The 25,751-nt window shown below is 54.6% G+C and carries 24 protein-coding genes and 1 pseudogene; 6 read left to right on the forward strand and 19 right to left on the reverse strand.

From position 1 onward, the window contains the following. From B3729_RS12275 to B3729_RS12285, 3 genes are all read left to right on the forward strand, one after another. The coding region (locus tag B3729_RS12275; RefSeq protein ID WP_286788043.1) for an ATP-binding protein at window positions 1-1,249 on the forward strand (1,249 nt) is incomplete at its 5' end. A gap of 2 nt (window positions 1,250-1,251) precedes the next feature. Beyond that, the gene (locus tag B3729_RS12280) at window positions 1,252-1,944 is read left to right on the forward strand and encodes a response regulator (protein ID WP_286788044.1); all 693 of its coding nucleotides are present in this window, start codon (window positions 1,252-1,254) and stop codon (window positions 1,942-1,944) included. Window positions 1,945-2,347: 403 nt separating this feature from the next. Beyond that, complete coding sequence (locus tag B3729_RS12285; protein WP_197870473.1) at window positions 2,348-3,418, forward strand: glycoside hydrolase family 5 protein; 1,071 nt, start codon at window positions 2,348-2,350, stop codon at window positions 3,416-3,418. A gap of 128 nt (window positions 3,419-3,546) precedes the next feature. Here B3729_RS12285 and B3729_RS12290 read toward each other — a convergent pair whose 3' ends face one another. The 7 genes from B3729_RS12290 to galB form a co-directional block, all read right to left on the reverse strand. Then, window positions 3,547-4,773: an OprD family porin gene (locus B3729_RS12290; protein ID WP_286788045.1), complete on the reverse strand. Its 1,227-nt coding sequence runs from the start codon at window positions 4,771-4,773 to the stop codon at window positions 3,547-3,549. 70 nt (window positions 4,774-4,843) lie between these two features. Continuing rightward, on the reverse strand, window positions 4,844-6,160 hold the full coding sequence (locus B3729_RS12295; protein ID WP_286788046.1) for a dicarboxylate/amino acid:cation symporter: 1,317 nt from the start codon (window positions 6,158-6,160) through the stop codon (window positions 4,844-4,846). 55 nt (window positions 6,161-6,215) lie between these two features. Beyond that, window positions 6,216-7,079, reverse strand: coding sequence for an amidohydrolase family protein (locus tag B3729_RS12300; RefSeq protein ID WP_286788047.1), 864 nt, complete (start codon window positions 7,077-7,079; stop codon window positions 6,216-6,218). A 114-nt stretch (window positions 7,080-7,193) separates the two neighbouring features. Further along, a complete protein-coding gene (locus tag B3729_RS12305; protein WP_286788048.1) occupies window positions 7,194-8,078 on the reverse strand; it encodes a LysR family transcriptional regulator in 885 nt (294 codons plus the stop codon). Window positions 8,079-8,146: 68 nt separating this feature from the next. Further along, complete coding sequence (locus B3729_RS12310) at window positions 8,147-9,229, reverse strand: 4-oxalomesaconate tautomerase (protein ID WP_286788049.1); 1,083 nt, start codon at window positions 9,227-9,229, stop codon at window positions 8,147-8,149. Window positions 9,230-9,232: 3 nt separating this feature from the next. Beyond that, window positions 9,233-9,949 (reverse strand): 4-carboxy-4-hydroxy-2-oxoadipate aldolase/oxaloacetate decarboxylase, encoded by a 717-nt coding sequence (locus B3729_RS12315; protein WP_010798215.1) that lies wholly within the window; start codon window positions 9,947-9,949, stop codon window positions 9,233-9,235. Then, window positions 9,946-10,683, reverse strand: coding sequence for a 4-oxalmesaconate hydratase (gene galB / locus B3729_RS12320; protein WP_010798214.1), 738 nt, complete (start codon window positions 10,681-10,683; stop codon window positions 9,946-9,948). The genes B3729_RS12315 and galB overlap by 4 nt, the downstream gene beginning before the upstream one ends. A gap of 139 nt (window positions 10,684-10,822) precedes the next feature. On the opposite strand from galB, the gene B3729_RS12325 reads away from it, so the two are divergent. Next, window positions 10,823-12,028 (forward strand): LysR family transcriptional regulator, encoded by a 1,206-nt coding sequence (locus tag B3729_RS12325; RefSeq protein WP_122042625.1) that lies wholly within the window; start codon window positions 10,823-10,825, stop codon window positions 12,026-12,028. Window positions 12,029-12,061: 33 nt separating this feature from the next. Here the strand turns inward: B3729_RS12325 and B3729_RS12330 are convergent, their stop codons facing one another. The 9 genes from B3729_RS12330 to B3729_RS12370 all read right to left on the reverse strand — a co-directional run bounded on the left by B3729_RS12330 (window position 12,062) and on the right by B3729_RS12370 (window position 22,672). After that, a complete protein-coding gene (locus B3729_RS12330; RefSeq protein ID WP_010798212.1) occupies window positions 12,062-12,283 on the reverse strand; it encodes a hypothetical protein in 222 nt (73 codons plus the stop codon). 74 nt (window positions 12,284-12,357) lie between these two features. Further along, entirely contained in the window at window positions 12,358-13,614 is a 1,257-nt protein-coding gene (locus B3729_RS12335; RefSeq protein ID WP_286788050.1) for a gallate dioxygenase, read from the reverse strand. Window positions 13,615-13,636: 22 nt separating this feature from the next. Continuing rightward, window positions 13,637-14,977, reverse strand: coding sequence for an MFS transporter (locus B3729_RS12340; RefSeq protein ID WP_010798210.1), 1,341 nt, complete (start codon window positions 14,975-14,977; stop codon window positions 13,637-13,639). A 246-nt stretch (window positions 14,978-15,223) separates the two neighbouring features. Beyond that, window positions 15,224-16,708 carry a 2-methylcitrate dehydratase gene (prpD, locus tag B3729_RS12345; RefSeq protein WP_286788051.1) on the reverse strand — a complete coding sequence of 495 codons (1,485 nt, stop codon included), beginning with the start codon at window positions 16,706-16,708 and terminating at the stop codon, window positions 15,224-15,226. Window positions 16,709-16,769: 61 nt separating this feature from the next. Next, window positions 16,770-17,903 (reverse strand): bifunctional 2-methylcitrate synthase/citrate synthase, encoded by a 1,134-nt coding sequence (gene prpC / locus B3729_RS12350; RefSeq protein WP_286788052.1) that lies wholly within the window; start codon window positions 17,901-17,903, stop codon window positions 16,770-16,772. Window positions 17,904-17,978: 75 nt separating this feature from the next. Further along, window positions 17,979-18,875, reverse strand: a complete 897-nt coding sequence (prpB, locus tag B3729_RS12355) for a methylisocitrate lyase (RefSeq protein WP_019367498.1) — start codon at window positions 18,873-18,875, stop codon at window positions 17,979-17,981. Continuing rightward, window positions 18,872-19,621, reverse strand: coding sequence for a GntR family transcriptional regulator (locus B3729_RS12360; RefSeq protein WP_286788053.1), 750 nt, complete (start codon window positions 19,619-19,621; stop codon window positions 18,872-18,874). The genes prpB and B3729_RS12360 overlap by 4 nt, the downstream gene beginning before the upstream one ends. A gap of 748 nt (window positions 19,622-20,369) precedes the next feature. Beyond that, a complete protein-coding gene (locus B3729_RS12365; RefSeq protein ID WP_286788054.1) occupies window positions 20,370-21,995 on the reverse strand; it encodes a hybrid sensor histidine kinase/response regulator in 1,626 nt (541 codons plus the stop codon). A gap of 41 nt (window positions 21,996-22,036) precedes the next feature. Continuing rightward, window positions 22,037-22,672 (reverse strand): MEDS domain-containing protein, encoded by a 636-nt coding sequence (locus B3729_RS12370; RefSeq protein WP_122042630.1) that lies wholly within the window; start codon window positions 22,670-22,672, stop codon window positions 22,037-22,039. A 633-nt stretch (window positions 22,673-23,305) separates the two neighbouring features. On the opposite strand from B3729_RS12370, the gene B3729_RS12375 reads away from it, so the two are divergent. Beyond that, complete coding sequence (locus B3729_RS12375) at window positions 23,306-23,530, forward strand: hypothetical protein (RefSeq protein ID WP_286788055.1); 225 nt, start codon at window positions 23,306-23,308, stop codon at window positions 23,528-23,530. A 68-nt stretch (window positions 23,531-23,598) separates the two neighbouring features. On the opposite strand, the gene B3729_RS12380 is transcribed toward B3729_RS12375, so the two are convergent. Further along, window positions 23,599-23,733, reverse strand: a complete 135-nt coding sequence (locus B3729_RS12380; protein ID WP_286788056.1) for a hypothetical protein — start codon at window positions 23,731-23,733, stop codon at window positions 23,599-23,601. A 239-nt stretch (window positions 23,734-23,972) separates the two neighbouring features. On the opposite strand from B3729_RS12380, the gene rnk reads away from it, so the two are divergent. Continuing rightward, window positions 23,973-24,386 carry a nucleoside diphosphate kinase regulator gene (gene rnk / locus B3729_RS12385; protein WP_019365864.1) on the forward strand — a complete coding sequence of 138 codons (414 nt, stop codon included), beginning with the start codon at window positions 23,973-23,975 and terminating at the stop codon, window positions 24,384-24,386. Window positions 24,387-24,426: 40 nt separating this feature from the next. Here rnk and B3729_RS12390 read toward each other — a convergent pair whose 3' ends face one another. Together B3729_RS12390 and B3729_RS12395 are read right to left on the reverse strand one after the other, a co-directional pair. Further along, window positions 24,427-25,482: an Ldh family oxidoreductase gene (locus tag B3729_RS12390; RefSeq protein ID WP_286788057.1), complete on the reverse strand. Its 1,056-nt coding sequence runs from the start codon at window positions 25,480-25,482 to the stop codon at window positions 24,427-24,429. Window positions 25,483-25,615: 133 nt separating this feature from the next. After that, window positions 25,616-25,751 (reverse strand): annotated as a pseudogene (locus B3729_RS12395) (5-dehydro-4-deoxyglucarate dehydratase); the annotation flags it as partial.

Genomic DNA, 25,751 nt, shown 5'->3' on the forward strand with positions numbered 1-25,751 from the left:
GGCTACTTCAGACCTTCCCTATACCCAACATGGCAGCTGGCAGTTTCTGGTAGGAACGCATGTTCAATGGTTCGAACTCTTGAGTACCAGTCTCAGACAGCATGAAGGTGAGCCCCGTACCCGACGCGAGCCTCCCATAGCCGATCTGACGGGAGCGCATATGCGCTTCACCCTTCTGGATGCCCAGCACCGTTATATCAATGGTTATCCCAACTACAAGGACATCGCCACCTTCAAACCGGTACAGGCAAACGGTATGGTTGTAGGCTGGGTGGGCATGACGCCCTTCGAGAGCGTTACGGCCATTGGTGATGAGCGCTTTCAACAAGACCAGGTTCGCTCAATCTGGTTGATCGTGGGTGCCAGTTTGATCATCTCCTCCTTCATTGCCTGGCGTATTGCCCGCACGCTGTCGCGTCCGATCAGGCAGGTGGCATTGGCTACCCATCGGCTGGCCCGAGGAGAGTACAGCACACGGGTTGGCGTCCACTCACAGGATGAAGTGGGCCAGCTTGCTCAGGACTTCAATCAGATGGCCAAAGCCCTGGAAAACAACGAGAACATGCGACGCCACTTCATGGCGGATATCTCCCATGAGCTAAGAACGCCACTTGCTGTCCTGAAAGGGGAAATGGAGGCGCTTGAAGATGGCATTCGCCCGCTGACCAAGGAAGCAATTGCCTCCCTTCAGGCCGAAGTAGAATCCTTGAGCAAGCTGGTTGACGATATTTTTGCCCTATCCCTTTCTGAGCTGGGTGCTCAGGCCTACCAAAAGCGTCCGGTGCAGTTGGAGTCTGTTCTTTATGGCATTGCCGCTACGTTTGAAAGGCGCTGCTTGGTAAACACGCTATCGTTAACCTTGGAAATATCCGGCGAACCGCTGTGGATCAGCGGTGATGAAAGTCGGCTTCAACAACTCTTTACTAACTTGCTGGAAAACAGCCTGCGTTATACCGATGCGGGCGGTCATATCCTGATACGCGCTCGACGAGAGCGAGATGGCATCTTCATCAGCTGTGAAGACTCCGCGCCAGGCGTATCCGAAGAGCAACTGGGCCGCCTGTTCGAGCGATTCTACCGAGTCGAGCAATCACGCAACCGGGCCTCCGGCGGCGCTGGGCTTGGGCTGGCGATTTGCCGCGGTATTGTCGAAGCCCATGGTGGCCGAATTGACGCCACATCCTCGCCCTTGGGCGGGCTCTGCGTGACATTGCAGTTTGATCCCCTGCCTGACTTGGCGAGTAACTAAAGATGCCGCACCGCTCCTCTCTCTCAACACCTACCATCCTGATTGTGGAAGACGAACCCAAGCTGGCCGCGCTCCTGGCAGATTACGTCAGAGCGGCTGGCTGGAATGCCCAGCTGGTCATGAACGGTCTTGAGGTGCTGCCTGCTTTTACGCAATACAGCCCAAGCCTAGTCCTGCTTGACCTCATGCTGCCCGGCAAGGACGGGATTGAGGTGTGTCACGAGATTCGCGCAATCAGCCAGACGCCTGTGGTCATGGTAACAGCCAGGGTGGAAGAAGTGGATCGCTTGCTGGGCCTGGAGATTGGCGCGGATGATTACATCTGCAAACCTTTCAGTCCCCGCGAAGTCATTGCCCGGATCAAGGCCGTGCTGCGTCGAACGCAAACACCTGCGCCAGCCCTGCCAGGCGGTTTGAGTATTGATACCACCCGTTATCAGGCCTTTCTTAACGGAGCCCTGCTTGATCTGACGCCTGTAGAGTTTCGCCTGCTGATGACCTTTGCCGAACACCCTGAGCAGGTCTTCTCACGCGATCAGCTCATGAACAACCTTTATCAGGATCACCGCATCGTATCGGACAGAACGGTAGACAGCCACGTCAGCAATTTGCGTCGCAAACTACAGCAACACCTGCCTAATCAAGAATTCATTCGCTCGGTATATGGCGTAGGTTACAGCTTCAAGCTGGACTAGTCAGAGTCGGCACTGGCCTCTACTTACCCCCCTTTCATGTGTAAAAGCCTTAAAGCGCTTCCGACAAATAGCCTGACTACTGGCTTTCATACATACGCATTTATTGCGGGTAAAGAGCCGCCGCAAAAGAGCATTTTATGAAACAAACATAATGTCACTTACTTTAATAAACCCAAAAAGATAGCAATTCGATATCAAACAGGCATTTAACCCATAAGGACAATCGGTCTTGCAATATAAAAAATCCCCTCTTTAATAAGACTATCCTTAATCATAAAGAGGAGAATACCGGACTGATGACATCTATTACTTAAAGCATTCTGGAAGCATGCTTTCCTCGCAAGTCGTTCAGACTGGATTGTTAAAACTATTCATGTATGTAAACTTTTGCGGGAAAATGCATATGAAGTACCTTGGCGAACTTTATTTTATTAAGCGTATATCAAAATTTCAGTTAGCAATAATACTTGCTGGAGCCTTGGGATTTTTAAGTGATAACGTAAAAGCCCAGAGCGCTGGCTTTGAACTTCTAGGCTTGAATATGTCGGGTGCCGGCTTTGCTCCGCAGGTTCTTCCTGGCATTAATGAAAAGAACTATGTATTTCCTACAGAAAATTACTTTAAGTATTGGAGCAGCCAGGGCATCAGACTGATTCGTTTCCCCATTATCTGGGAGAGACTTCAATCAAACCTCGGAGGGCCTCTTGATCAAAACTATATCGCTTTGGTGGATAGAACCTTTGCTTACGCTCAGAAGTATAATATGAAAGTTATTCTGGACCTTCATAATTATGCGCGATACAAGGGGCAGATCATAGGAACCTCCGCTGTACCCTACTCCCGTTACAAGGAAATAATGACCCATATCGCTACCAAGTGGAGTAGCCAACCGGCATTGTTTGCCTATGACATCATGAACGAACCCAATGGAGCTCTCGCCTATTGGCCAACCGCCGCTCAATATGGGATAGATGGCGTACGTGTCATTGATAAAACAAAGCCAATCATTATCGAGGGCAACGGCTGGGCCAGCGCAACCCGATGGCCGGAATGGAACGACTCTTTGCTCAACCTGAAGGACCCGGCAAATAATATCGTCTATTCGGCTCACTCTTATTTCGACGAAAATGCAGGTGGGAACTACCAGGCGGTAGATGTCGGAAAACTGGACCCCATGTATGGCGTAACGCGAGTAAAACCGTTTGTAGAATGGCTCAAGAAAAATGGCAAGCGAGGCTACATCGGAGAGTTCGGGGTTCCAGATAATGACCCCCGCTGGCTAACCATGATGGACAATATGCTGGCGTATCTGAAGCAGAATTGCATTCCAGCTACCTATTGGGCAGCGGGGCCAGGCTGGGGAAATTACTTTATGTCTGTGGAGCCTGTTGGCGGTCGCGAGAGACCGCAATGGGCAACGCTAAAGAAATACATCAACAACACCAGCTGTTCAACGTTTGGTCCACCTAAATAGCGCTGCGCAGCGGAGGCTCCTAACGTATGCCTGCATGCGTCTTGCCAAGATAGAAGAGGCTTTTGCAAACGTTGTAAAAGCCTCCATGAGCAGTAGCGCTCACCGACCACGCAGCAGACACCCAATACTTATAGGAACGAAAACGGATAATTAATGATCAGCCTGTTCTCATCGATATCCCTGCCATAACTGCTCCGGTAGGTTGCGTTTCGCCAGCGTATCGAAAGCCCTTTCAGGCCTTGCTGAACGACATACGTCACGTCTATATCACGTTCCCACTCATGGCCTCCTCCGACTTTATCCAGATGCGAGCCGTGGATATAACTTGTAAAGAAACTGAGTCCCGGCAGACCCATCGGGGCAAAATCATAGCCATAGCGCACCTGCCAGCTCCGCTCACCTGCGGTGCCAAAGTCATGGTATTGCACATAATTCGGCAGGTACGGATTGTTGATATAAGGAAAGCCGCTTGAGCCTTCCAGATGTTGATAAACTGCAGTAAAGCTATGGCCTTTCACACTGTACATCACGGATCCGCTGTATACATCGTTCTCTATTTCCCCCACCCGCGCCGCACCTGTGTCACGGCTAAAAAAAGTCCTTAGATCGGCCTCTACCGCTCCTTCGCCCCATTTCTGGCGGTGAGTAAGCCCCAGAAAATGCTGCCGATAGACATCCTGTAATTCGCCGTAGTAATAGCTGGCCGTCAGTGCTGGCGTGACAGTGTAACTGCCACCCCCATAACGGAAATGATCGCCCTCACCTGTCGCGCGGAAGCGACCCTCTTTGGTGGCTATCATGATTTTTTGCAGATCGGTCGAGTCAGGGGTGGTGGTACGGTCGAACTGAGCAACGTTGAGCGAAAGCCCAGTGATTTCATTCGAGCTGATCTGCGTTCCCTGGTAAAACTGAGGAAACATCCGGCTACCGTTGAACTGAAGGACCGGAACCTTTGGCAAGGCAATTCCCTGACGCAGCACCGTCTTGGAATACTTGATTTTGACCGCTATACCGCCCTTTGAATATTCCTCTGCCGCTTCTCCCGAGTTGGTCTTGGGCAGCAGGCCACTCCCTGTACGATCAGGACTGGAATCAAGCTTGAGTCCCCAAAAGCCCATCGCATCAAGGCCCAGACCTACCGTCCCCTCGGTAAATCCGGACTCGTACTGCAGCAAAAGCCCTTGAGCCCACTCATCCCGCTTCGAAACACCGGCATCTTCCCGAAAGTCACCGTTGTAATAGAAGTTACGGATATCGAGTCGGGCCTTGCTGTCATCCATGAAGCCAGCAGCCCATAACGGTAGAGAGCAAAGCATGCCTAAGGTGAGTACGGTATGGCGCAGGATATGAATCATTGTTGTTTTCTCCAGGCGCAAGAGAGCACTGCCCGGCATAACCGGACAGGACCAAGATAAACGGCGGAATTTAGTGCTTGTGGTGGAGCTCCTGGGCCAGCTTGTCGCGGTCCAGTTCTTTCTCCCATGAGGACACTACGAGCGTAGCTACGCCGTTGCCGACCAGGTTTGTCATTGCAAGGCCCGTCCCCATGAAGCGGTGAATACCCAGGATCAACACCATGCCGGCCACTGGCACCACTGGAATCACCATCAAGGTACTGGTCAACATCACAAAAGCCGCGCCCGACACACCACTGGCACCTTTGGAGGTCAGCATCGCCACGATGACCAGAGTCAGTTGCTGACTTAAGCTCAAATCAATGTTCAGAGCCTGGGCAATGAAGAGCACCGCCATGGTCAGGTAGATATTGGTGCCGTCCAGGTTGAACGAATACCCCGTAGGTACAACTAACCCCACAACCGACTTGGAGCAACCCAGGCGCTCCATTTTTTCCATGATTTGCGGTAGCACCACCTCGGATGAGCTCGTGCCCAACACGACCAGCAGCTCATCCTTGATATACGCTATAAAGCGCAGAATGCTGAAACCAGAGAGCCGTGCAACGCCTCCCAGCACCACGACAATGAACAGAACGCAGAGCAGATAGAAGCTGCCGATCAGTTTAAACAGGGGTAGCAGTGAGGCGGCGCCATAAGTACCAACCGTAAATGCAATAGCGCCGAACGCCCCGATGGCTGACAGCTTGGCAATGATATGCACAATGCCAAAGAACACACCCGACAGGCCTTCTATCATGTCGTAGACCGGCTTGCCCTTCTCACCCATGGCCGACAGCGCACATCCAAAGAACACCGAAACCAGAAGAATGCACAGTACATTTCCTTCTGCAAATGCCTGAAAAAAGGTGGTAGGAATAATGCTCATCAAAAAGTCGACCATGTGCAGGTGCTTGGCCTTTTCTGCAAAGCCCGTAACCGCCGAGGCATCCAGGGTGCTGGGGTCGATATTGAATCCACCACCGGGATTGAACAGGTGCCCGCCAATCAAGCCAATGATCAGGGAGAGGGTTGAAATGATTTCAAAGTAAAGCAAGGCCTTACCGCCTACTCGCCCTACTTTCTTCAGGTCCTGCATGCCGGCAATACCGATGACCACGGTACAGAATACGACCGGCCCGATAATCATCTTGATGAGCTTGATAAACGCATCACCGAGCGGCTTGAGATCCGCTGCAAAGTTAGGCCAAAAATGCCCGACGACCACGCCGAGCAGAATGCCTATCAGTACCTGAACATACATGGCGCGGTAAAACGGTTGCTTAGTCTTGACGGTGTTTTGGGTTGACGCACCTACGGGGGTGGTCGCCTGCGAGAGGGGATTCATATAGGACTCCACTACCAGTCATTGTTGTTGGATTTGGTGTGGCGAAGGCGCTCTATCAGCGCCCATAAAGCGTCATAGGGTTATCTACCAGGAGTTTCTGGCGAAGCGCCGGATCAGCGCAGAAGCGAAACATCAGGTCTACCAAACCGCCATCGTTGGGCATGTCACGGGTGATATTTGGATGCGGCCAGTCAGTCCCCCAGAGCACGCGATTAGGCGCATGTTCAATGAGCCGTTCGGCAAATGGAATGGCATCCTCGAAGGGTTTGCGTCCTGCTGAAACGCGCTCTGCACCACAGACCTTGACCCAGGCCAGCGGGTTTTCCATAAGTTCCAGCAGGGCTTTGAATGGTGCCTGATCAAGTCCCTCCTGAGCCTTGACACGCCCCATATGGTCAATGATGAAAGGAACCCCGATACGCTCCAACCGATCGGCATAAGTAACGATATCCTGAGCATCCAAATGCAGTACCACATGCCAGCCCAGCGGTTCCAGGCGTTCCAATACCTGATCAAATAGCTCCAGGTCGGGTGCGCCACCCAAGTGGGCTACAAAGTTGAAGCGTACGCCGCGAACGCCACCAGCATCCATTTCAGCCAATTGCGCATCGCTTTCACGGCCGTTGACAATGGCCACACCTCGATAGCGTCCTTCACTACGCGCGATAGCGTCGAGCATGGCCCGGTTATCGCTGCCATGGCAGCTCGCCTGTACGATCACAGCCCGACTAAAGCCTAGAAAATCATGAAGATTACGTAAGGTTTCAAAGGGTGCATCCGGTGGCGTGTAGCTACGATCCGGAGCGTATGGGAATCGGCTACTTGGGCCGAACACATGGCAATGGGCATCCCATGCACCTTCCGGCAGGGTATGGTGTGGCCTGGTAGGTTGGGGATCAGGTGCCAGACAGCTTTTCATCACGTCTCCTCATTCATTGTGATTATTCGAAGGGATACGTCGATGGTGACGGCTATTTCTTGGAGCAACAATAAAGCCTGGGTTCTAGCAGCTATGCAGAATTTGCATAACGGGTCAGCGGCTATGCACGTGTTCGCGGACCATCGCCAGCGTTTGGTCAGCCAATCGCGTCAGGGGCCGCTGCGCGGCGGTTGTAACAAACAGATGCGTATGAACAACCGGGTCGATAATAGCTGCCGAGCGCAGGCCTTCTGGTACATAAGGCCCGGACAACGCCGTACGGAACAGAATGCCGTAGCCCAACCCCAGGGCCACCAGCTCAAGCAGAGAAGGAATGCCATCCACCTCAAGCGCGACATCCAGCTCGACGGTATGGCGAGCTGCCTCGGACTCAACCAGGCGACGCAAAGAATGGGGTTGGCTCGGAATGATCAAGGGATAGCGGCCCAGTTCTTTGAGCGGGATTTCATTTGGTAGATTCGAGGATTTTGCACCCACCAGCACTAGCGGCTCCGAGTGCAAATGCTCATAACAGAGTTGGGCATTCTGGGCCGGGTTGAACAGTAGCGCAAAATCCAGCCGTCCTAGCAGCAGCCACTCCCGTATCGAGTGCGTCAGCCCTTCCTTAATGCCCAGCGCGCAGTGTGGAAAGCGCTCGCGAAAGGCCGTTACCAGCCCGACGGTGTGGCAGCGTGCAATGCTCGGCGGCAAGCCGATAACCACTTTGCCCGACAAGGTGTCCCGCTGCTCACGCAATTCCTCCCGAGCCACCTGAACCTGCCGTAAGATGCCTTGCCCATGCTCGAACAACCGCATCCCGGAGGCCGTCAGCGTGACACCACGGCCATTGCGCAGCAGCAGATGCTCCTGCAACTCGACCTCTAACTGACGCACCTGCCGGCTGACCACCGATTGGGACAGGCCAAGTACCGCCGCAGCCTTGGTAAAGCTACCGAACTCGGCGACCCGTACAAAGCACTCCAATTGCTTGAGGTCCATGAACACATGATCTCATACGGCAAAAGGGCAGCTTATCGCCTTTCCGCAGATGAGAGTACCCGACGTCTTCAGACCTTGCCGGACCAGACCGATGCCGGTATACACACTACACCGTTAAACAGCAACCGCGCGGTACGCAGCAGTCCACATCCGGCCAACTCACCCTGCCGACGATGGAGCTCGACAGTAAATTCTCCTGTGGGATGTTCAACAGAGAGCCGCAACGAGTCGCCCTGCTCTACCCGGGCCAACCCATCAGCCACCGAGCCTTCGATCAGACAGGCCGAGGCCACGCTTACCGCACCGAAAACGCCAATAGAGGCGTGGCAGCGATGGGGAATAAAAGTTCGGCTACTGATAGCACCACCCGCTTGGGGTTCAGCAATCAAGCACATTTTGGGGACTGTACGGTGGGTAACATCCCCCAGGTTCATACGCGGCCCGGCCTGAAGACGAATCGACTCGATTCTGGTCTTAAGTTCGGTATCGCCATCCAGCTGCTCACGCGTCTCATAACCGGTGCGACCCAGATCGGCCGCTCGAAGCAGCACTACCGGCATGCCATTATCGATACAGGTCACCTCAATCCCATCAAACGTGTCGCACACGTTTCCGGTCGGTAACAGCGCACCACAACTGGAGCCAGCAATATCCTCAAATTCAACAATCAGCGGAGCGGCCGTACCCGGTACGCCATCAATGCGGGCATCGCCCTCATACTGCACCTCACCGTTTGGCGTAAGTACATTCGCAACGGCAATCTGACCGGTGTTTTCCATGAAGATACGAACCTGAGTTGTATCTTCCAGCACAGGAACCAGTTCTTGTTCTATGGCAAACGGGCCAACACCCGCCAGAATATTGCCGCAGTTCTGCCCATAGTCGACTCGCGCTTCCTCTACCAGTACCTGAGCGAACAGGTAGTCCACATCGACATCCGGTCGCTCGGAGCGCTTGATGATCGCAACCTTACTGGTCAGCGAATCTGCGCCGCCGATACCGTCAATCTGGCGCTTGTCAGGCGAGCCCATAACGGCCAGCAGGACTTTTTCCCGCAGTGCTCCATCGTTAGGAAGATCAGTGGCGAGAAAGTAGGCTCCCTTGGAAGTACCGCCGCGCATCATCAGGCAAGGAATGCGAGTCTGTCCCATGGTTCAGCCCTCCAGCTCGTCCAGGCTATCAACGTACCGCAGGCCCTTTTCGGCCAGGCGAGGACGCATGTTGTAGATGTCGAGCCCTAATTCGCCATTAGCCAACCGAATCCGCTTCTGCTCTTCGGCATCGGCCCGCTTGCGACTGGCCTCGACCACGGTTTGCACCTCGGCACGCCGAACCACCACAACGCCATCGTCATCAGCCACAATAACGTCGCCGGGGTTGATCAGCTGGCCGGCACAAATCACTGGAATGTTGACCGAGCCGAGCGTTTCCTTGACCGTGCCCTGGGCATAGACCGCTTTCGACCACACGGCAAAGCCCATCTCCCGCAGCGTGCGGCTATCGCGCACACCTGCATCGACCACCAGCCCACGTACACCGCGTGCTTTGAGCGAGGTCGCCAGCAGATCACCAAAGTAACCATCGTGGCATGGCGAACTGGGTGCTACGACCAGGATATCGCCCGGCTGGCACTGCTCTACCGCAACATGGAACATCCAGTTGTCCCCAGGTGCTACCAGTACAGTTACAGCCGAACCGCTGATGCCATAATCCTGCTGAATCGGGCGAATATCTGGAGCCAGCAGCCCTTTGCGACCCTGAGCTTCGTGAACGGTTGCCACACCATACTGACCCAGCTCATCAACCAGCCCCACTTCGGCCCGTGCGATAGTGCGGACTACAACGCCGTTCTTGCCGATCAAGCTGCTCATCCCAGATTCTCCGTCACGCGTGGGAAGATGCTCTGGTAGCCCTCACCGTAGATGATGTTCTTACTGGAGGTAATGCCTACGTTGCGCTTGGCCTGTACGCCACGTTGTAGCGCTACACGGGTGTAGTACTCCCACAAGTGTTCCTGGCCAGCCATGCACTGAATAGCGGCATACTTCTTGTCCCACACGTCGGTGATGTCTAGCAGTACGTCCGGGCGCCATTCGCACTGCTCAGGCTGGTGCGGCTCGAAGCAATAGACGGGCGGCGCACCGACAATTTTCTCGCCCGGCTTGTAGCCTTCTGCCTGAGCGATGATGCGCGCTTCCTGTGCCAGGTGCGTAGCCAGTGGATGGTCGTAGTTGTAGGGGTCCTTCAGCGAGTGACTAAGCACAAATTCCGGCTGTACGCGGCGGAACACATCGGCCAGACGAAACAGCGTTTCCTTGTCGGCACGCATAGGGTAATCACCGATGTCGAAGAACTCGACAGTGGCACCCAGTATCTCAGCTGCCGCCTGCGCCTCTTCACGGCGCGCCGCCTTGACCTTCTCTTCGGTCATTTCGCCCTTGCGCCAGAGTTTGGCCGACTCGCCCCGCTCACCAAAGGACAGGCAGACGACATGCACGTCATAACCCTGCCCGACATGCAGAGCGATAGCGCCACCTGCACGCCAGACGAAATCAGCGGAATGGGCGCTGACGACCAGAGCAGTTTTTTTGTTGGAATCGATCATGTCCAGGCTCCTCATGTTTTCAAGGAGAGTCGCACGGCTGATCCTGAGCGAATATTGCGTTCAGCTAGAGCAGGTATACCTTTTACTTATCAACACGCCGCGCGCATGATGCAGGCATGTGCCCTGCCAAGAGAACACCATGACTGCCGAACTTCCCAATCTGATGCAGATACGCGCGTTTGTCCGGGTGGCGGACCAAGGCAGTGTTTCCAAGGCGTCTGAAGTACTGTACCGCGCGCAATCGGTTGTCACCCGTTCCATTCGCGACCTGGAAGAGCGGCTTACCATTGCATTGTTCGAACGGCATGCCAATGGAATGCGGCTGACCGATTACGGCGCCCGCATCTTGCCTCGTGCACGACAGGCATTGGCTGAGCTGGAGACAGTACCCCGCTTGCTGGGTACCCATCCAGGCGTGATTACCGAACCTCTTTATCTGATGCATACCCGGCGTCTGGAAGTGTTCGTCAAACTGTGCGAAACCCACCATATGCAGACAGTAGCTACCCTTTTCGGTCTGACCCAACCCGCTGTGAGTGCAGCCCTCAAGGTGTTGGAAGGTGGTTGCGGCCATACACTGTTCGAACGCACTCCCAAAGGCCTTCAGCCTACACGAGCGAGCCTGGATATTGTCCTGCCGATTCGTCGGGCATTGAATGAGCTGCGCCATATCGATGCCGACATTGCCGCCCTACGCGGCTCGCTCCAGGGAGCCGTCATGGTGGGTGCCTTGCCCTTGGGGCGAACCCGGCTGTTGCCTGAAGCTATTGTGCGCCTCGTCTCTGCGTACCCTCAAATTCGTGTGGCGACCAATGAAAGTGCGTTTGACCTGTTGGCTACCGACCTGCGGGCCGGTGACATCGACTTTGTACTGGGCGCCCTGCGCCCCTCCGACTATGCCAGCGATCTGTTGGGTGAAACGCTGCTGACTGAAGAGCTGGTGGTACTGGTACGCCGGGGCCATCCATTACTGGATCAGGGGGTAAATACCAATGACCTTATCCATGCTCGCTGGGTGCTGCCCCGTGCAGGCTCGCCGGCCCGCAACCAGCTCGATGCCTTCTTTAGCGAGCTGGGTACGGAAACGCCACTACCGGTAGTTGAAACGGGGGATCTGGCGATTATCCGTGGGCTGCTCGTACGCTCTGATATGTTGGCTGTCGTTTCAGCCCATCAACTTGAATACGAGATCGCCTCAGGCGAGTTGCAACGTCTCCCCTTGCGGCTTCGCCATACCACCCGCGCCATAGGTCTGATCTACCGCACCGGTGGCCTGCACTCACCTGCAGCCAAAGCGTTGATGGAAAAGATCCGTGAAGTAGCCCTGGAGCGCTTGGACGCCTGATTTTACTGGGATGCAGGCGCTTTATAAGCCAGCCTAGACCGCACCCACTTTGCCAATAACGCTGTCAGGGATGGTTTTGATCAGCACCTTGACGCAAAACAGTGGTGAAGGACTGTCTGCGATGGATGCCACTACTGCCTTGTATTTGGCAGGAATCTGGTCAAGGCATCGCTTGGCCGTTCGTGTTACGGCCTCGTTAGAGTCGTGTATTTCGGCAGCAAGTGCCAGGGCGAGAAGTGCTTCCAGAAACGTCATGACACCAGACTGCCAATGGACTATCGCCATTTAGTGAATGGACGCAGCGACAGGCACCGCGCCCTGGGTTGGAGTTATTCCTTTCCAGCAACCGAGTACAGCACCTGCTGATTACGCGTTTTCTGGAACTCTTCCAGTGATTGGCCACGCATGGCTGAATAGATGTGCAGGTTGGATACCCCTACCACCGCGCCGAGCTTCTCTAGCAGGAAGAAAATAACACCGTAGTGAATCAACCCACGCCAATCGCGGCGTCGAATCAGGTCGCGCTCTTCGTCAGTCAGGCCGGCTTCCTCGAACATGGCCTCCGGTTCCTCCAGAAAACGCTCACGCCAGGCCGGAGTGATCATGCCATGCAGGAATTTGTTCAGCCGATATCCTTTGGCACTGCGCTCCAGCGTAAACGGGTACGTGCCCTCCAGCTTTTCGACACCAGCCAACTGATGGTTCATGTGTTCGCGGTGGCGGGCTTGTACGTCGATGGGTAATGGCCGCGCCTGGTTTTCCAGGAGCAGCGTCGCGATCCCGGTCATCGAAGGCAGGTAATAATCCTGGTGAATCAGCTTTACATTGGATGAGAGCGCACCACGCATGATCAGCCAAGTGATGACCTCCGACCCCTCAAGTCCACCCAGCGTTGCGTATTCGGCAATGGTCATCTCGGTAAGACGCGCGGGATCGTTGACAAAGAGATCAACAAACTGGGCGTCCCATTCAGGATTATTGAAGCCACACCGCTCACCATGGACCTGATGGGACACACCACCCGTGGCAGCAATGACCACCTTCAGATCCTCGGGATAGCTCTCGATGGCACGCCGCAAGGCCTGTCCCAAGTTGTAGCAGCGCTTGGCACTCGGGATCGGAAACTGCAACACACCGACCTGCAGAGGCACTACGTCTACCGGCCATTCCGGCTCGAACGGCAGCAGCGCAGACATGGGCGAGAACAGACCATGGTCGATCGGCTTGTCACGAAAGAACGACATGTCGAACTCATCAGCCATGAGACTGGCCCCGATATGCCGGGCCAGCGCCGCATGCCCACCAATGGCAGGCAGTCCACGTACGCCACCGCCCTCGTCTGCCACACCATAGTGATCGTCTACGCCCAGGGCGAAGGCCGAATAGTGATCGAAGAAGAACGAGGTGATGTGATCGTTGAAGATATAAAACAGCACATCAGGCTGCTTGTCCTTAAGCCACTCCTTCATCGGCTCGAAGCTCTTGAAGATAGGCGCCCAGGCGGCCTCCTCCTGCTTGTTGTGGTCGACTGCAAAGCCGATCGTAGGCGTGTGCGAGACGGCCAGGCCTCCGATAATACGTGCCATATAAATAATCCTTAATGAATGATCAAGACGCCAAGGCAGGCTGGGCTGCACGCCGTGCAGCATAACCATTGCCCAGTATGGCCAGCGCTGCCACGAAAGCCGGTATCGCCAGCACTGCAAAAATCAACCCGAAGCTCAGCCCAAGGCTCAGCACCGCACCACCGATTACCGAGCCGAAGATCGCACCAAAGCGGCCTATCCCCAACATCCAGCTCACACCTGTGGCGCGGGACTCGGTAGGGTAATAGCCGGGGGCATAGGCATTAAGACCTGTCTGCGCGCCGCTCATGCAAAAGCCCGCCGCGATAACGCCAAGTGTCAGCAGGCTGGATTCCAGGCCAAAGGCACCCAAGAGCAGGATGAACGCACCGCCCAAAGCATAGGAGCCTGCAATAACACGATTGGGATTGCGCCTGTCCATGATCCAGCCAACCACGATTGCTCCTACCGTCCCGCCAATCTGAAACAGTCCTGTGATGGTCGCTGCACGCTCGATCGGGATACCGGACTCACGAATCAGCGTAGGCAACCAGCCCATCATCAGGTAGATCACGAGCAGCCCCATGAAATAGGTAACCCAGAGGGAAAACGTTCCTAAACGATAACGCTCTGCAAACAAGGCGCGAACCGGCGCCTTGTGGTGAACCGTAGGCTCAAGCGTGATAAAACGTGTTTGCGCCGTAAACTGGCCACCCAGTCGATTCAGCACTTTGGCGATACGGGCGGCAGGTGCGTCTTTTACGACAAGAAACCGGGCAGACTCAGGCAAAAACAGCCAGAGGAACGGCAGCAAGAGGATAGGTAGAAGGCCACCCACCAGCAGCACAGACTGCCAACCATAATGGGGAATCAGCCAGGCAGCTACAAAGCCGCCGGCACCCGAGCCCAGGTTGAACCCGGTAAACATCACGGTAATCAGCACGGAGCGATAGCGCTCGGGTAAATACTCCGAAAGCAGTGTCGTCGTATTGGGCATCGCCGCCCCGAGCCCTACCCCGGTGAGAAAACGCAGGATGGCCAGCTCATAAGGGTTACGTGCGAAGGCGCATGCCAGGCTCAGCGCACCAAATACAGTCACGGCACCGAGCAGTACCGTCTTGCGACCGAAGCGGTCGGCATAAGGGCCCGCAACCAATGCACCCACCGCAAGACCAACCATAGCCGCACTCATGACCGGTCCGAAGGCGGTTTTGGATAGATTCCAGTCCTGCATCAGTGATGGCGCAATGAAGCCCATGACGGCGACATCCACACCATCGAACAGGACGATGAAAAAACACAGGACAAGGATCAACCACTGATAGCCCGAGACAGGCCGGTTATCAATCCATTGTTTAACGTCGACAGGCGAGTCGGTGTGCATGACGGCCACCCTTGTTGTTTTTATGGTGATTCGAATGCCCATAGGGCTTATCACGTGATGGCAGAACGAAACTGCCTCACGGTCAGCCCAGACGTTAAAGCCACTCGCCTGGCCCGTCGTCTGGGAAATGCTTAAGGGGGTATCTGATTTTTTTATGAGGGCGTCAGGCGCCTGAGCGAAACGGTACTCGGGTGCCTGAGGCTGAAAGGAAGGCAAGCCCGTGTCATACGAGCCTGAAGGGATACGTCAGATGACAAAGAGATCAACGAACCGATTGACCGGAGTACGCTCGAGGGTCGCCTGATCCTTACACAAAGCAAAAATCTGCTCACAGCGCTGTGCCGGGAAACGAGTAGCCAGGTTGTTCTTGAACTTGGCCTCGAGCAGCGGGATGCCTTCGTCGCGGCGACGGCGATGGCCAATCGGATACTCTACCGTGACCTTGTCAGTACAGGTGCCATCCTTAAAGAATACCTGGATGGCATTGGCTATAGAGCGCTTGTCAGACTCCAGGTACTCCTGGCTGTAGCGCAGGTCTTCGATGATTTCCATTTTCTCGCGCAACTGATCGATCAGCGGATGCGCTGCATGGAAGGCATCTTCGTAGTGCTCGGCCACCAGGTCTCCGTACAACAGCGGCACGGCAATCATGTACTGCAGGCAGTGGTCGCGGTCAGCCGCGTTGGCCAGCGGGCCGACTTTGGAAATGATGCGGATGGCAGACTCGTGGGTAGTCACCACGATTTTCTCGACCTGATCGAGCTTCTCACGAACCTGGGGATGCAGAATGACCGCTGCCTCGGCCGCCGTCTGGGCGTGAAACTCTGCAGGGAAACTGATCTTGAACAGCACGTTCTCCATCACGTAACTGCCGAAACCCTGTGGGAAGCTGAACTGGCGCTTGTCCTGCGGCTTGGTCTCCAGGTCTTTGTTGGTATGGCTGAACAGCACATCATAAAAGCCCCATTGAGGTGCGCTCAGCACGCCCGGAATACCCATTTCGCCGCGCATGGCAATGTCTGCCAGACGTACACCGCGGCTGGTGGCGTCCCCTGCTGCCCAGGACTTGCGTGAACCTGCATTCGGCGCGTGCCGATAGGTACGCAGTGCCTGTCCATCTACAAAGGCGTGAGAGATAGCGGCAAGCATCTGCTCGCGATTGGCGCCCATCAACTTGGCCGCAACCGCCGTCGACGCCACCTTGACGAGGATGACATGATCAAGCCCGACCCGGTTGAAGGAGTTCTCCAGCGCAAACACGCCCTGAATCTCGTGCGCCATGATCATGGCTTCAAGCACGGCGCGCATGGTCAGAGGCGCCTCGCCCTGCGCAACGCGCTTTTGCGACAAATGATCGGCTACTGCCAGAATGCCGCCCAGGTTATCTGAAGGATGTCCCCACTCCGCTGCGAGCCAGGTATCGTTGTAATCCAACCAACGCACGATACAGCCGATATCCCAGGCAGCCTTTACCGGGTCCAGGCGAAAACTCGTTCCGGGTACGCGCGCGCCATACGGCACCACGGTCCCTTCCACAAACGGACCCAGATGCTTGGTGCATTCTGGGAAACGCAGGGCCAGAAGGCCACACCCCAGCGTATCCATCAGACAATTACGCGCCGTGTTTAGCGCCTCGGTAGAGTCAATCGTATAGTTCAGGACGTAGTCGGCGATGTCCTGCAGAACGTTGTCATAGTCAGGACGATTATTCAGGTCGACGTTGGCGCTCATGCTCTCGCTCTCATGGTTCATTGTTATGTGAGGCAGCGGCAGTCGCTGCCTTTGGATGTATCTACGCGCTGCGCTCTTCGAGCCGCACATACGGGCGCTGCTCGACGCCGGTGTACTCCGCACTCGGGCGAATGATGCGGTTGTTGGCACGCTGCTCGAACACATGGGACGCCCAGCCTGTAACCCGCGAGCAGACAAAGATCGGGGTAAACAACTTGGTGGGAATTCCCATGAAGTGGTACGCGGACGCGTGGTAGAAATCGGCGTTGGGGAACAGCTTCTTCTGCTCCCACATGGTGTGGTCGATCGCTTCGGATACAGGGAATAGCACCGTATCGCCTACTTCCTCGGAGAGCTTTTTCGACCAGACCTTGATGACTTCATTGCGCGGGTCCGAGTCCTTGTAGACGGCATGGCCAAAGCCCATGATCTTGTCCTTGCGCTCCAGCATGCCAAGCGTGCCCTCGATGGCCTCCTGGGGTGACTTGAAACGTTGGATCATGTCCATGGCGGCCTCGTTGGCCCCACCATGCAGAGGTCCACGCAATGAACCAATCGCACCGGTAATGCAGGAATACATGTCCGAAAGCGTGGATGCACATACGCGCGCGGTAAACGTCGAGGCGTTGAACTCATGCTCGGCGTAAAGGATCAGCGACACGTTCATCACCTTGCGGTGCAGCTGGTTGGGTGCCTTGCCATGCAGAAGCTTGAGGAAGTGCCCGGCAATGGAAGGTTCTTCCGTTACGCACTTGATGCGCACACCCTGATGGCTGAAGCGATACCAGTAACACATGATGGCCGGTAATGCCGCCAGCAGCCGATCCGATACAGCCTGTTGTTGCTCAAAGCTGCGCTCAGGCTCCAGGTTGCCCAGCATCGAGACGCCGGTCCGCATCACATCCATCGGATGCGCCTGCGCTGGGATGCGCTCAAGCACCTCTTTCAACGCCTGTGGCAGATCACGTAACGTCATGAGTCGATCACGGTAGTCATTCAACTGCTCCGTAGTCGGCAGTTCACCCCGGAACAGCAGATAGGCCACTTCTTCGAACTGGGCATGCTCGGCCAGCTCGCGCACGTCATAACCTCGATAGGTCAGACCGGCGCCTTCTTTACCTACGGTAGACAAGGCTGTCTGGCCGGCGACCTGACCCCGTAGGCCAGCGCCGCTCAATACTTTTGCTTCAGCCATTGCTCTCTCCTTTCTTGGACTTGTTATGGATGGTGCAACTGCATCTGTCAGGTTAGCTGACGGACCTTCGCCGGATCAGCGCTTGTTCTGGGCGAACAGCGCATCCAGCTTTTGCTCGAACTCGTGATAGCCAATGCTTTCGTATAGCTCCATACGCGTTTGCATGGTGTCGACTACATTCTTCTGTGTACCGTCGCGCCGAATCGCGGTGTAGACGTTTTCAGCCGCCTTGTTCATGGCGCGGAAAGCCGACAAGGGATAGAGCACCAACGAGACATCTGCGGAGGCCAGCTCCTCGGTTGTGAACAGTGGCGTCGAGCCAAACTCGGTAATATTTGCCAGTACCGGTACCTTCACCGCGCCAGCGAACTCCCTGTACATCTCAAGCTCGGTCATGGCTTCTGGGAAGATCATGTCCGCGCCCGCCTCTACACAGGCGCAGGCTCGATCGATAGCCGACTGTAAGCCTTCAACCGCCAATGCATCGGTTCGCGCCATGATCACAAAGCTGTCATCAGTCCGGGCATCCACGGCCGCTTTGATGCGATCTACCATTTCCTGCTGCGAGACGATCTCCTTGTTGGGTCGATGACCGCAGCGCTTGGCCCCCACCTGATCCTCGATATGCAGGGCCGCCGCGCCAAACTTGATCATTGATTTGACCGTGCGGGCCACATTGAACGCTGACGAGCCAAACCCGGTGTCTACGTCAACCAGCAATGGCAAGTCGCACACATCGGTAATCCGGCGCACATCAGTCAAGACATCATCCAGGTTTGAAATACCCAAATCCGGTAGTCCCAATGAACCGGCTGCAACGCCACCACCGGACAGGTAAATGGCCTTGAAGCCGGCGCGCTGGGCTAGCAAGGCATGATTGGCATTGATAGTGCCAACTACCTGGAGCGGATGTTCGACCGCAACAGCCTCTCGAAAACGCTGGCCGGGACGCATGGAAAGACCCTGACTCATGATTCACCTCTATTTTTGTTGGCAGACGCCGCGCTTACCACGGCATGCTCGGGTTGGTGCTGAGTATCAAGTTGGCGCTCGATATTGCGCCGTGACGCAGCAATGTGGCGCTTCATCAAGAGTTCGGCCAGCTCACCGTCACGGTCAGCGATGGCGTCGAGAATACGATGGTGCTCGGCAAAGGCCTGGCGCGGCCGGTGGGGTGTGGCGGAAAACTGGATCCGGTACATGCGTACCAGCTGATACAGCTCATCGCACAGCATGCGGGTCAGTGTGCGGTTTCGGCTGCCCTGAATGATGCGGTAATGAAAATCATGGTCGCCTTCCTGCTGGTAGTACCCCACCCCAGCTTGAAACGAGGCGTCGTGCTCATGGGTTTCTAGCACCTGCCGCAGTTCGAGAATCTCTGCGTCGGTCATGCGTTCGGCTGCCAGTCGGCACGCCATTCCTTCAAGCGATTCACGGATTTGATAGAGCTCAACCAGCTCCTCAAGGCCCAGCGAGACAACACGAGCGCCCACGTGGGGCACGCGTACGACCAGCTTTTGCCCTTCCAGACGATGAATAGCCTCACGCAATGGACCTCGACTGATCCCATAGGTACGCGCCAACTCAGGCTCTGAAATTTTGCTGCCCGGTTTAATTTCACCCTTAATGATGGCCGCCTGGATATGGCGAAAGACATGCTCCGAAAGCGTCTCGCTTTCAGGCGTATTGGCAGAAGGTATTTCGCTTAGTTGATTCATACTGTCGACACATTTATTTTTTTAGCGACCTTTGCGTCAGACATTAGGCCCAAAAACAGAAAAGTGTCAACAATCTTAATCACCTATGGTTTCAGCGTTGGCAATCACTGTAAACCTAGGGGCCCGGCATAGCACTACGCGCTATCCGTATAGGCCCTAATAGGTCAGATTGTTTATTTGCCAATATGAACACTCTGGTGCAACGGGCTGGTGCTCCAGCTTTTCAGCCGCCTTTGGGTAGCGCGGAATGCTCCTCACACCAGCAAATTATTCCTAGCGGGTGCTGGGCATGGGCTGCCCTACTTCTGCTGGTAAACTCCCGTTTCTGTTCCGTCCCGGCAAATCGAACATGACTTCGTCATAACCGGATGCCCTCAAGATGCGCAAACTCAGGTAAACCTAGCCCTTGTTTATCAACAGCACCCATTTACCCCATAGGCCGGTCAAAGCGAATCGGACAGGCTTCATTAGAATCCCATACCGATAACTGTGGATCCTATAAGGATAGGACGGTACGGCTACGGCAGGTTCATGCTTGAGAGTATCCAGAAGAGTTGCGTCTGAACGTGACTCGCAGGTGTTCGGATAGGTTGGATATGGAAAGTACTAGGCCTTGGCTTAAAGCCAGACATGAAATAAGTCGTTATTTACCCGCTTCATGGCTCAAGGCTTATTCTTCAATAACCCGGCTTTTCATCCTGTTTAAACCTGCGCTCGCATAGGCAGGCTATAAACCAGGAAAGAATATCTATTTTGATGAAAGACGTGTAATAGCGGCTGTCAGGTCATGGAGTGAAGCCGGCTTAACCAGATGCACATCAAAACCTGCCGCTTTGGAACGCTCCCGGTCTTTAACTTGCCCATAACCGGTCAAAGCTATCAATCCTAGCGCTGATGGAGGAAAATGCTCACGGAGCATAGAGGCCAACTGAAAACCATCCAGGTCGGGCAGCCCTATGTCGAGCACCGCAACCTCGGGCTTGAACTCACGGACTATATCCAATACATCGAATGGATTACTGCTTGCCTGGACGGTATGTCCCTGTTGACGCAAGACAGCCTGGGTACTTTCAAGCGCATCAAGGTTGTCATCAACAATCAGGATCCGAGCCGGTTTTACTACCGTATTGCTATCTTCCTCAGGGACCTGCATTGGTTCGCTGATCGCCAACAAAAGCCGTGGCAACGTAACCGTAAAAGTAGAACCGCAGCCAACACCGCCGCTGCTAGCCGCTACCGTTCCTCCGTGCAGGCTTATGAAACTCTTGACCAAGGCCAGACCAATACCCAATCCGCCTTTCGCCCGATCTATGGTAACCGCACCCTGCTCGAAAATATTGAAAATACGGGGTAATAACTGAGGGCTGATACCAGAGCCATTATCTTTGACCAGAATAGAAACCTGTTTGCCGTCGGCCTTTACCTCGACCTCTATCTGGCCCCCAACATGAGTGTACTTGGCTGCATTGGTCAGTAGATTGGTAAAGACCTGGGTCAGGCGGACGGAGTCCCCTGACACCCAGACTTCTTCATCGGGAAATATATGAGTGATCTGCTGACGCCGGTCACCAACAAGCGCACTTGTATTCTCAAGGGCTTGGAGCACTACTCCTGTTATGCTTGTAGGCTCTTTATTGATTTCAATTTTTCCACGAGTGATACGCGTAATATCGAGCAGGTCATCCACCAGACGCGACAAATGATCAGCCTGCCGCTCGATGATCTGCAGCTCTCGCGGAAACAGGCCCTGATGCCTTCTTTTGATCAATCCAAGCGCCATGACAATAGGTGCCAGGGGATTACGCAACTCATGCCCCAGCATCGCTAGAAATTCATCTTTGGCTCGACTGGCCTGCTCACGCTCAAAATCTGCCCTTGCGGCTTGTAATCCTGTAGCAGCCAATGAAGCAGCAGCTCGCAAAAGAGCTAATTGGTTGATGCTTGGAAAACCTGGCGCAGAAGAACCAAACCAGATTTTTCCACCATACGTTCCATAGCCCATGCTTAAGTGAACAATGTACATGGACCCCAATGGAGTATCTGACTCATAGGCTCGCCCGTCAGGAACACGCGTGTTTTTCCAGGCTTCGGCTGTAACTTCCCAGCGAGATAACTCTTCGCCCTGGCAATAACGCCCCTCGACTCGCAAAAGGCCTTTGAAAGATGGATTATCAGCCAACAGCGCCTGGGCATAGCTAAAGCGAAGGGGAACGATACGTTCGGCGGCCTCGATCATGAGGCGAAGAACCGTCTCACCCTCTCGCCCTGCCCACAAGGCGGGTAAGGCGAGAAGACCCATCAGGTCTCGGATACCACGTTCTGAGGAATCGCCTTCCTGGGAGGGAACCGGTAATAATTCAGGGTAACGGTTCATTGTCTTCCAAAAAGGCGAAATGAAAGGAGGAAAATAACATATCAGGTGGTCGAGGCGTCTTCCTTGACCTGACGCTTGGCAAGCTCAGCCAGCATTTCTGATGCTGGGGTATAGAAGGGATTTTCCTGTACTACACCATTGATAAGCGTCAACGGATGGGTACGTAAGAGATCCATCATCATGGAGCCGGACATTTTTGCAATGTCATATACGCATACGGCTGGTTGGCGGTTCTGGGAAAGCACTTCATTTACTTCGGCCTCGTACGCCAGAATGTCTTTAGCACCAGGCACATCATTAAAGACCCAGTCCATATTGCCCATGATACGCACGCGTGGAAATCCAGCTTCCCGCGCGGCTTTGCAGGCACTTTCCAGCGTATTGAGCATGCGGTCCTTATTAAAGGTGCCGGCTTCATCAAGATAGGCACCCTGCCACGATTGAACCTCAAGTTGCCCACAGGCCTCACAGGCATGAGTATCGATTCCCGCCTTGTTAAGGCGTACCCGATGGTCATCCATCTTGGCAGGATTTACGATATGTATATTCTTCTCGCCCTGATCAATCCCCTCCTTAAAAAAAGGAGCCAGGACATCGTACTCCTGCTCACGACTATCGAAAAAAGCGCAGACATGAAAGTGTTCAATTTGTGTGCCTGCCAATGACAATTCGTTCATGTGTAGATGTCCTCTAGAACAACCAGCAGCTGACGTGACGAGCTTGAATTTGAAATCCCATCCAAGATGGCTAATTGCCTCTACCGCTTGGCAATTTAGCTAGCGAAGAAGCTTAGTGCTAAATATCATTTAGCAGAAGATTTTATTTGCTTAATAAACAGATTCTGACCAGCCAGTCATTTTGGCTGAGTCTAGATAACAATTTTCTGTCGTTACCTTATAAGACGCAAGAACCTTGCCACGGCCTAAATGTGCAGGGGTCAAAAATTGCTTTCGTGTGCTCGCTTGTCAAAAACAAGGTCTTTGAATAGGTAATAGTGTACAGGCTCTCTTCAGCTTGCTGGCTGTTTTATGCGTTTACATACAATCAGTTACACTAATCTTATTTGGGAGGCCTATGAATCATGCCGGTAATAAAAGGAGACTTGGTCAAACTTGCTCTAGCGGGCCAGTCCAACGTTATCGTCCATGGATGTAATTACAGTGCCAAATGGGTGTAGGAATCGCTAAGTCTATAAAATAGGTATTTCCTGAAGCCTATGAAGCTGATTGCCTAGCTTCGAAAGGAGTACGGGAAAAACGGGCACTTACTCATGCGCCCGAATTAAGCGGGGCAACCTCGAGCTTACAGTAGTGAATGCTTACACTCAGTTTCTCTGGCGCGGAAAGGGCGTCAAGGCAGATTATGAGGCTATCCGCGCAGTCGTGAGGGCGATTCGGCAAGGGTTCTCGGGATGCCGTATCGGCTACCCTCGCATTGGCGCCGGGCTTGCAGAGGGTGACTGGGCAATCATCGGTGCCCTCATTAATGAGGAGCTGGCAGGCCTTGACCATACTCTGGTGGAGTATCTGCCTTAGCTTTCGTGCGTTTTTGCCTCACTGATGCAACCGCCCCTGACGGCTATTCAGGTCTTGCTGACCCAGTATCACCCTAACGGACTGTCGTCCACGTCTGGTCTTTCATCCATGTTAGGCGTGTCTTGGGTATCAGGAACGTCACCATATTCATCGTATTCGTCAGGCGTCTGGCCTTGATCAGGCATATTTCCCGGGTTGCTCATAAATCACCTCTGCGTGTTTGTCATCTGATACTTGATCAGGCCATGCGTTCAACAAGCGCTTGTAAACCGCAAAGCCTGTTCAGCACGCCTCCTCCCTGCAAGGGATCGCACTGCCTACAGAAACAGGCGTTAATGGTTTCAGGTAGTTGAAAGCGGATAAGCGGTCCATACTCGACTCCGTGCAAGACGTTACTTCCCCAGCATTCACAACAGGATGCACACTTTCAACAAGAGCCTTTATGACCATGAAACCGGATATTGTCGTGTCCTCACTGGACCTTGAGCGGATAGAAGATTTGCTCGAGTCCCTGCCGGCCAGCGAACACTCCATGCAAACCGCCTTACAGGAGGAGCTTGGTCGAGCTGATATTGTCGATCCGCATGAGATACCGCCTACGGTCGTCACCATGAACTCAACCGTGCGCTTTCGCATGGACGCAACTGGTGAGGAATTCTGCAAGACATTGGTGTATCCCAAGGATCTTGCAGGCGATTCGGGGCAGGTTTCTATCCTCGCCCCGGTAGGCAGTGCGCTGCTGGGGCTGTCCATCGGGGACTACATTGAGTGGCCCACCCCAGGCAAAGGAATGCTCAAGGTCAGGATCATGGATATCCCCTTTCAGCCTGAACAGGCCGGGCAATATCACCGGTAGGCAGGTCAGGAGGAGCATCAGGCGTGCTCCTCCTGCCGGATCAAGCGCTTAGCAGCGCCTGGATATCGTTGTAGAGTGCCTTGGGTATCCAGACCCCTTCACGCAGGCTTTTTTCACGAGCCTGATAACGCCTCTGCGAAGGTAGACGCGCGCCCTGGGCTACCATGGACTCGAACAGCTTTTCGGCACGGGCAAGCTCGGTCTCAGCCTGCTCACCCAGGAAGCGTTGCGGATCGATAGCAATAATCAGCTCGCCTCCCATGGAAGTAACCCGTGCGCCGTTATCAAATGCCAGCGACTCGGCGCTGGTCATGTCGGCGATCAAAGGGCCAGCTATCAGCTCCACCATCGCCGCCAGGGCTGAGCCTTTATGCCCTCCGAACGTCAGCATGGCGCCCTTGTCGAGCACGGTGGCCGGATCGGTACAAGGTCTGCCTTCGGCGTCTACGCCCCAGCCTTCAGGAATAGGCTTGCCAGCGCGGCGATGCAGCTCAATTTCACCCCGCGCCACCATGCTGGTCGCAAAATCAAAGATAAATGCCGGCTCGTCTGGACGAGGCCAGCCAAAGGCAAAAGGGTTGGTTCCGAAAAGTGGTTTGCTCCCACCGGCAGGCATCACCCAGGCATGGCTGGGCGTACAGGCCAAGGCAACCAGACCGGCATCCGTAAGCGGTTCGATGTCTGCCCATAGGGCTGAGAAATGAGCGCAATGGTTGATGCCCAATGCAGCAATACCCAGTGTCTTGGCTTTCTGGATCAGATGTGGCAGTGCCATCTGGTAAGCGACTTGCGAAAAGCCACCCTTGGCATCGATGCGTACCAGAGCGGGCGCCATGTCATGCAGTTCTGGCTCGGCATCCGGAGAGACCTTGCCTGCCTTGAAGGTATTGATGCAGGACAACAGCCGATACAGACCATGGGATGTACATCCATCGCGCTCGCCAGCCACTAACGTTTCGGTAACGTAGCGGACATGAGGTGCGGTAAAGCCATAGTGTTGGAGCACACGCGTCGCCAGTGCCCGTACGTCATCAAGCGTAAGGTGAACCGTGTCTTGCCCAGAAGCATGGGTCTGGGAAGCGCTTGAGGCAGTCATGAATTCTCCTTTTTAGAATTGTCGTGTCAGAGAAGCATTTGAAATGGGTTATGGAAATGGCCAGGCAGGCGGCCAGTCTTGCAGGTTTATTAGCTGGTGGGCCAGCCTGAGAGGCCAGCCCACTCACAGAGCCTTACTGCGGACCGAGTTTGTCCATCAGCGCAGCCAGACGCTCGTACTCGTCAGGCTTGAGGTCGGTTAGCGGCGCGCGTACCGGACCGGCATCGTAACCTGCGATCTTCGCACCCGCCTTGACGATGCTTACCGCA

Origin of the sequence: Pseudomonas sp. UBA3149, from assembly GCF_002364655.1 — a bacterium.
Classification (GTDB): Bacteria; Pseudomonadota; Gammaproteobacteria; order Pseudomonadales; family Pseudomonadaceae; genus Chryseomonas; species Chryseomonas luteola.

Coding starts and splice junctions, on each gene's coding strand:
- B3729_RS12360 (WP_286788053.1), bottom strand. CDS start 19,621: ATGAATCAACTAAGCGAAATACCTTCTGCCAATACGCCTGAAAGCGAG.
- B3729_RS12295 (WP_286788046.1), bottom strand. CDS start 6,160: ATGAATCCCCTCTCGCAGGCGACCACCCCCGTAGGTGCGTCAACCCAA.
- B3729_RS12330 (WP_010798212.1), bottom strand. CDS start 12,283: ATGACGTTTCTGGAAGCACTTCTCGCCCTGGCACTTGCTGCCGAAATA.
- B3729_RS12365 (WP_286788054.1), bottom strand. CDS start 21,995: ATGAACCGTTACCCTGAATTATTACCGGTTCCCTCCCAGGAAGGCGAT.
- galB (WP_010798214.1), bottom strand. CDS start 10,683: ATGATCGATTCCAACAAAAAAACTGCTCTGGTCGTCAGCGCCCATTCC.
- B3729_RS12285 (WP_197870473.1), top strand. CDS start 2,348: ATGAAGTACCTTGGCGAACTTTATTTTATTAAGCGTATATCAAAATTT.
- B3729_RS12390 (WP_286788057.1), bottom strand. CDS start 25,482: ATGACTGCCTCAAGCGCTTCCCAGACCCATGCTTCTGGGCAAGACACG.
- B3729_RS12315 (WP_010798215.1), bottom strand. CDS start 9,949: ATGAGCAGCTTGATCGGCAAGAACGGCGTTGTAGTCCGCACTATCGCA.
- B3729_RS12380 (WP_286788056.1), bottom strand. CDS start 23,733: ATGAGCAACCCGGGAAATATGCCTGATCAAGGCCAGACGCCTGACGAA.
- prpB (WP_019367498.1), bottom strand. CDS start 18,875: ATGAGTCAGGGTCTTTCCATGCGTCCCGGCCAGCGTTTTCGAGAGGCT.
- prpC (WP_286788052.1), bottom strand. CDS start 17,903: ATGGCTGAAGCAAAAGTATTGAGCGGCGCTGGCCTACGGGGTCAGGTC.
- B3729_RS12325 (WP_122042625.1), top strand. CDS start 10,823: ATGACTGCCGAACTTCCCAATCTGATGCAGATACGCGCGTTTGTCCGG.
- B3729_RS12370 (WP_122042630.1), bottom strand. CDS start 22,672: ATGAACGAATTGTCATTGGCAGGCACACAAATTGAACACTTTCATGTC.
- B3729_RS12300 (WP_286788047.1), bottom strand. CDS start 7,079: ATGAAAAGCTGTCTGGCACCTGATCCCCAACCTACCAGGCCACACCAT.
- B3729_RS12310 (WP_286788049.1), bottom strand. CDS start 9,229: ATGGGACAGACTCGCATTCCTTGCCTGATGATGCGCGGCGGTACTTCC.
- prpD (WP_286788051.1), bottom strand. CDS start 16,708: ATGAGCGCCAACGTCGACCTGAATAATCGTCCTGACTATGACAACGTT.
- B3729_RS12280 (WP_286788044.1), top strand. CDS start 1,252: ATGCCGCACCGCTCCTCTCTCTCAACACCTACCATCCTGATTGTGGAA.
- B3729_RS12340 (WP_010798210.1), bottom strand. CDS start 14,977: ATGCACACCGACTCGCCTGTCGACGTTAAACAATGGATTGATAACCGG.
- B3729_RS12290 (WP_286788045.1), bottom strand. CDS start 4,773: ATGATTCATATCCTGCGCCATACCGTACTCACCTTAGGCATGCTTTGC.
- B3729_RS12335 (WP_286788050.1), bottom strand. CDS start 13,614: ATGGCACGTATTATCGGAGGCCTGGCCGTCTCGCACACGCCTACGATC.
- B3729_RS12305 (WP_286788048.1), bottom strand. CDS start 8,078: ATGGACCTCAAGCAATTGGAGTGCTTTGTACGGGTCGCCGAGTTCGGT.
- rnk (WP_019365864.1), top strand. CDS start 23,973: ATGACCATGAAACCGGATATTGTCGTGTCCTCACTGGACCTTGAGCGG.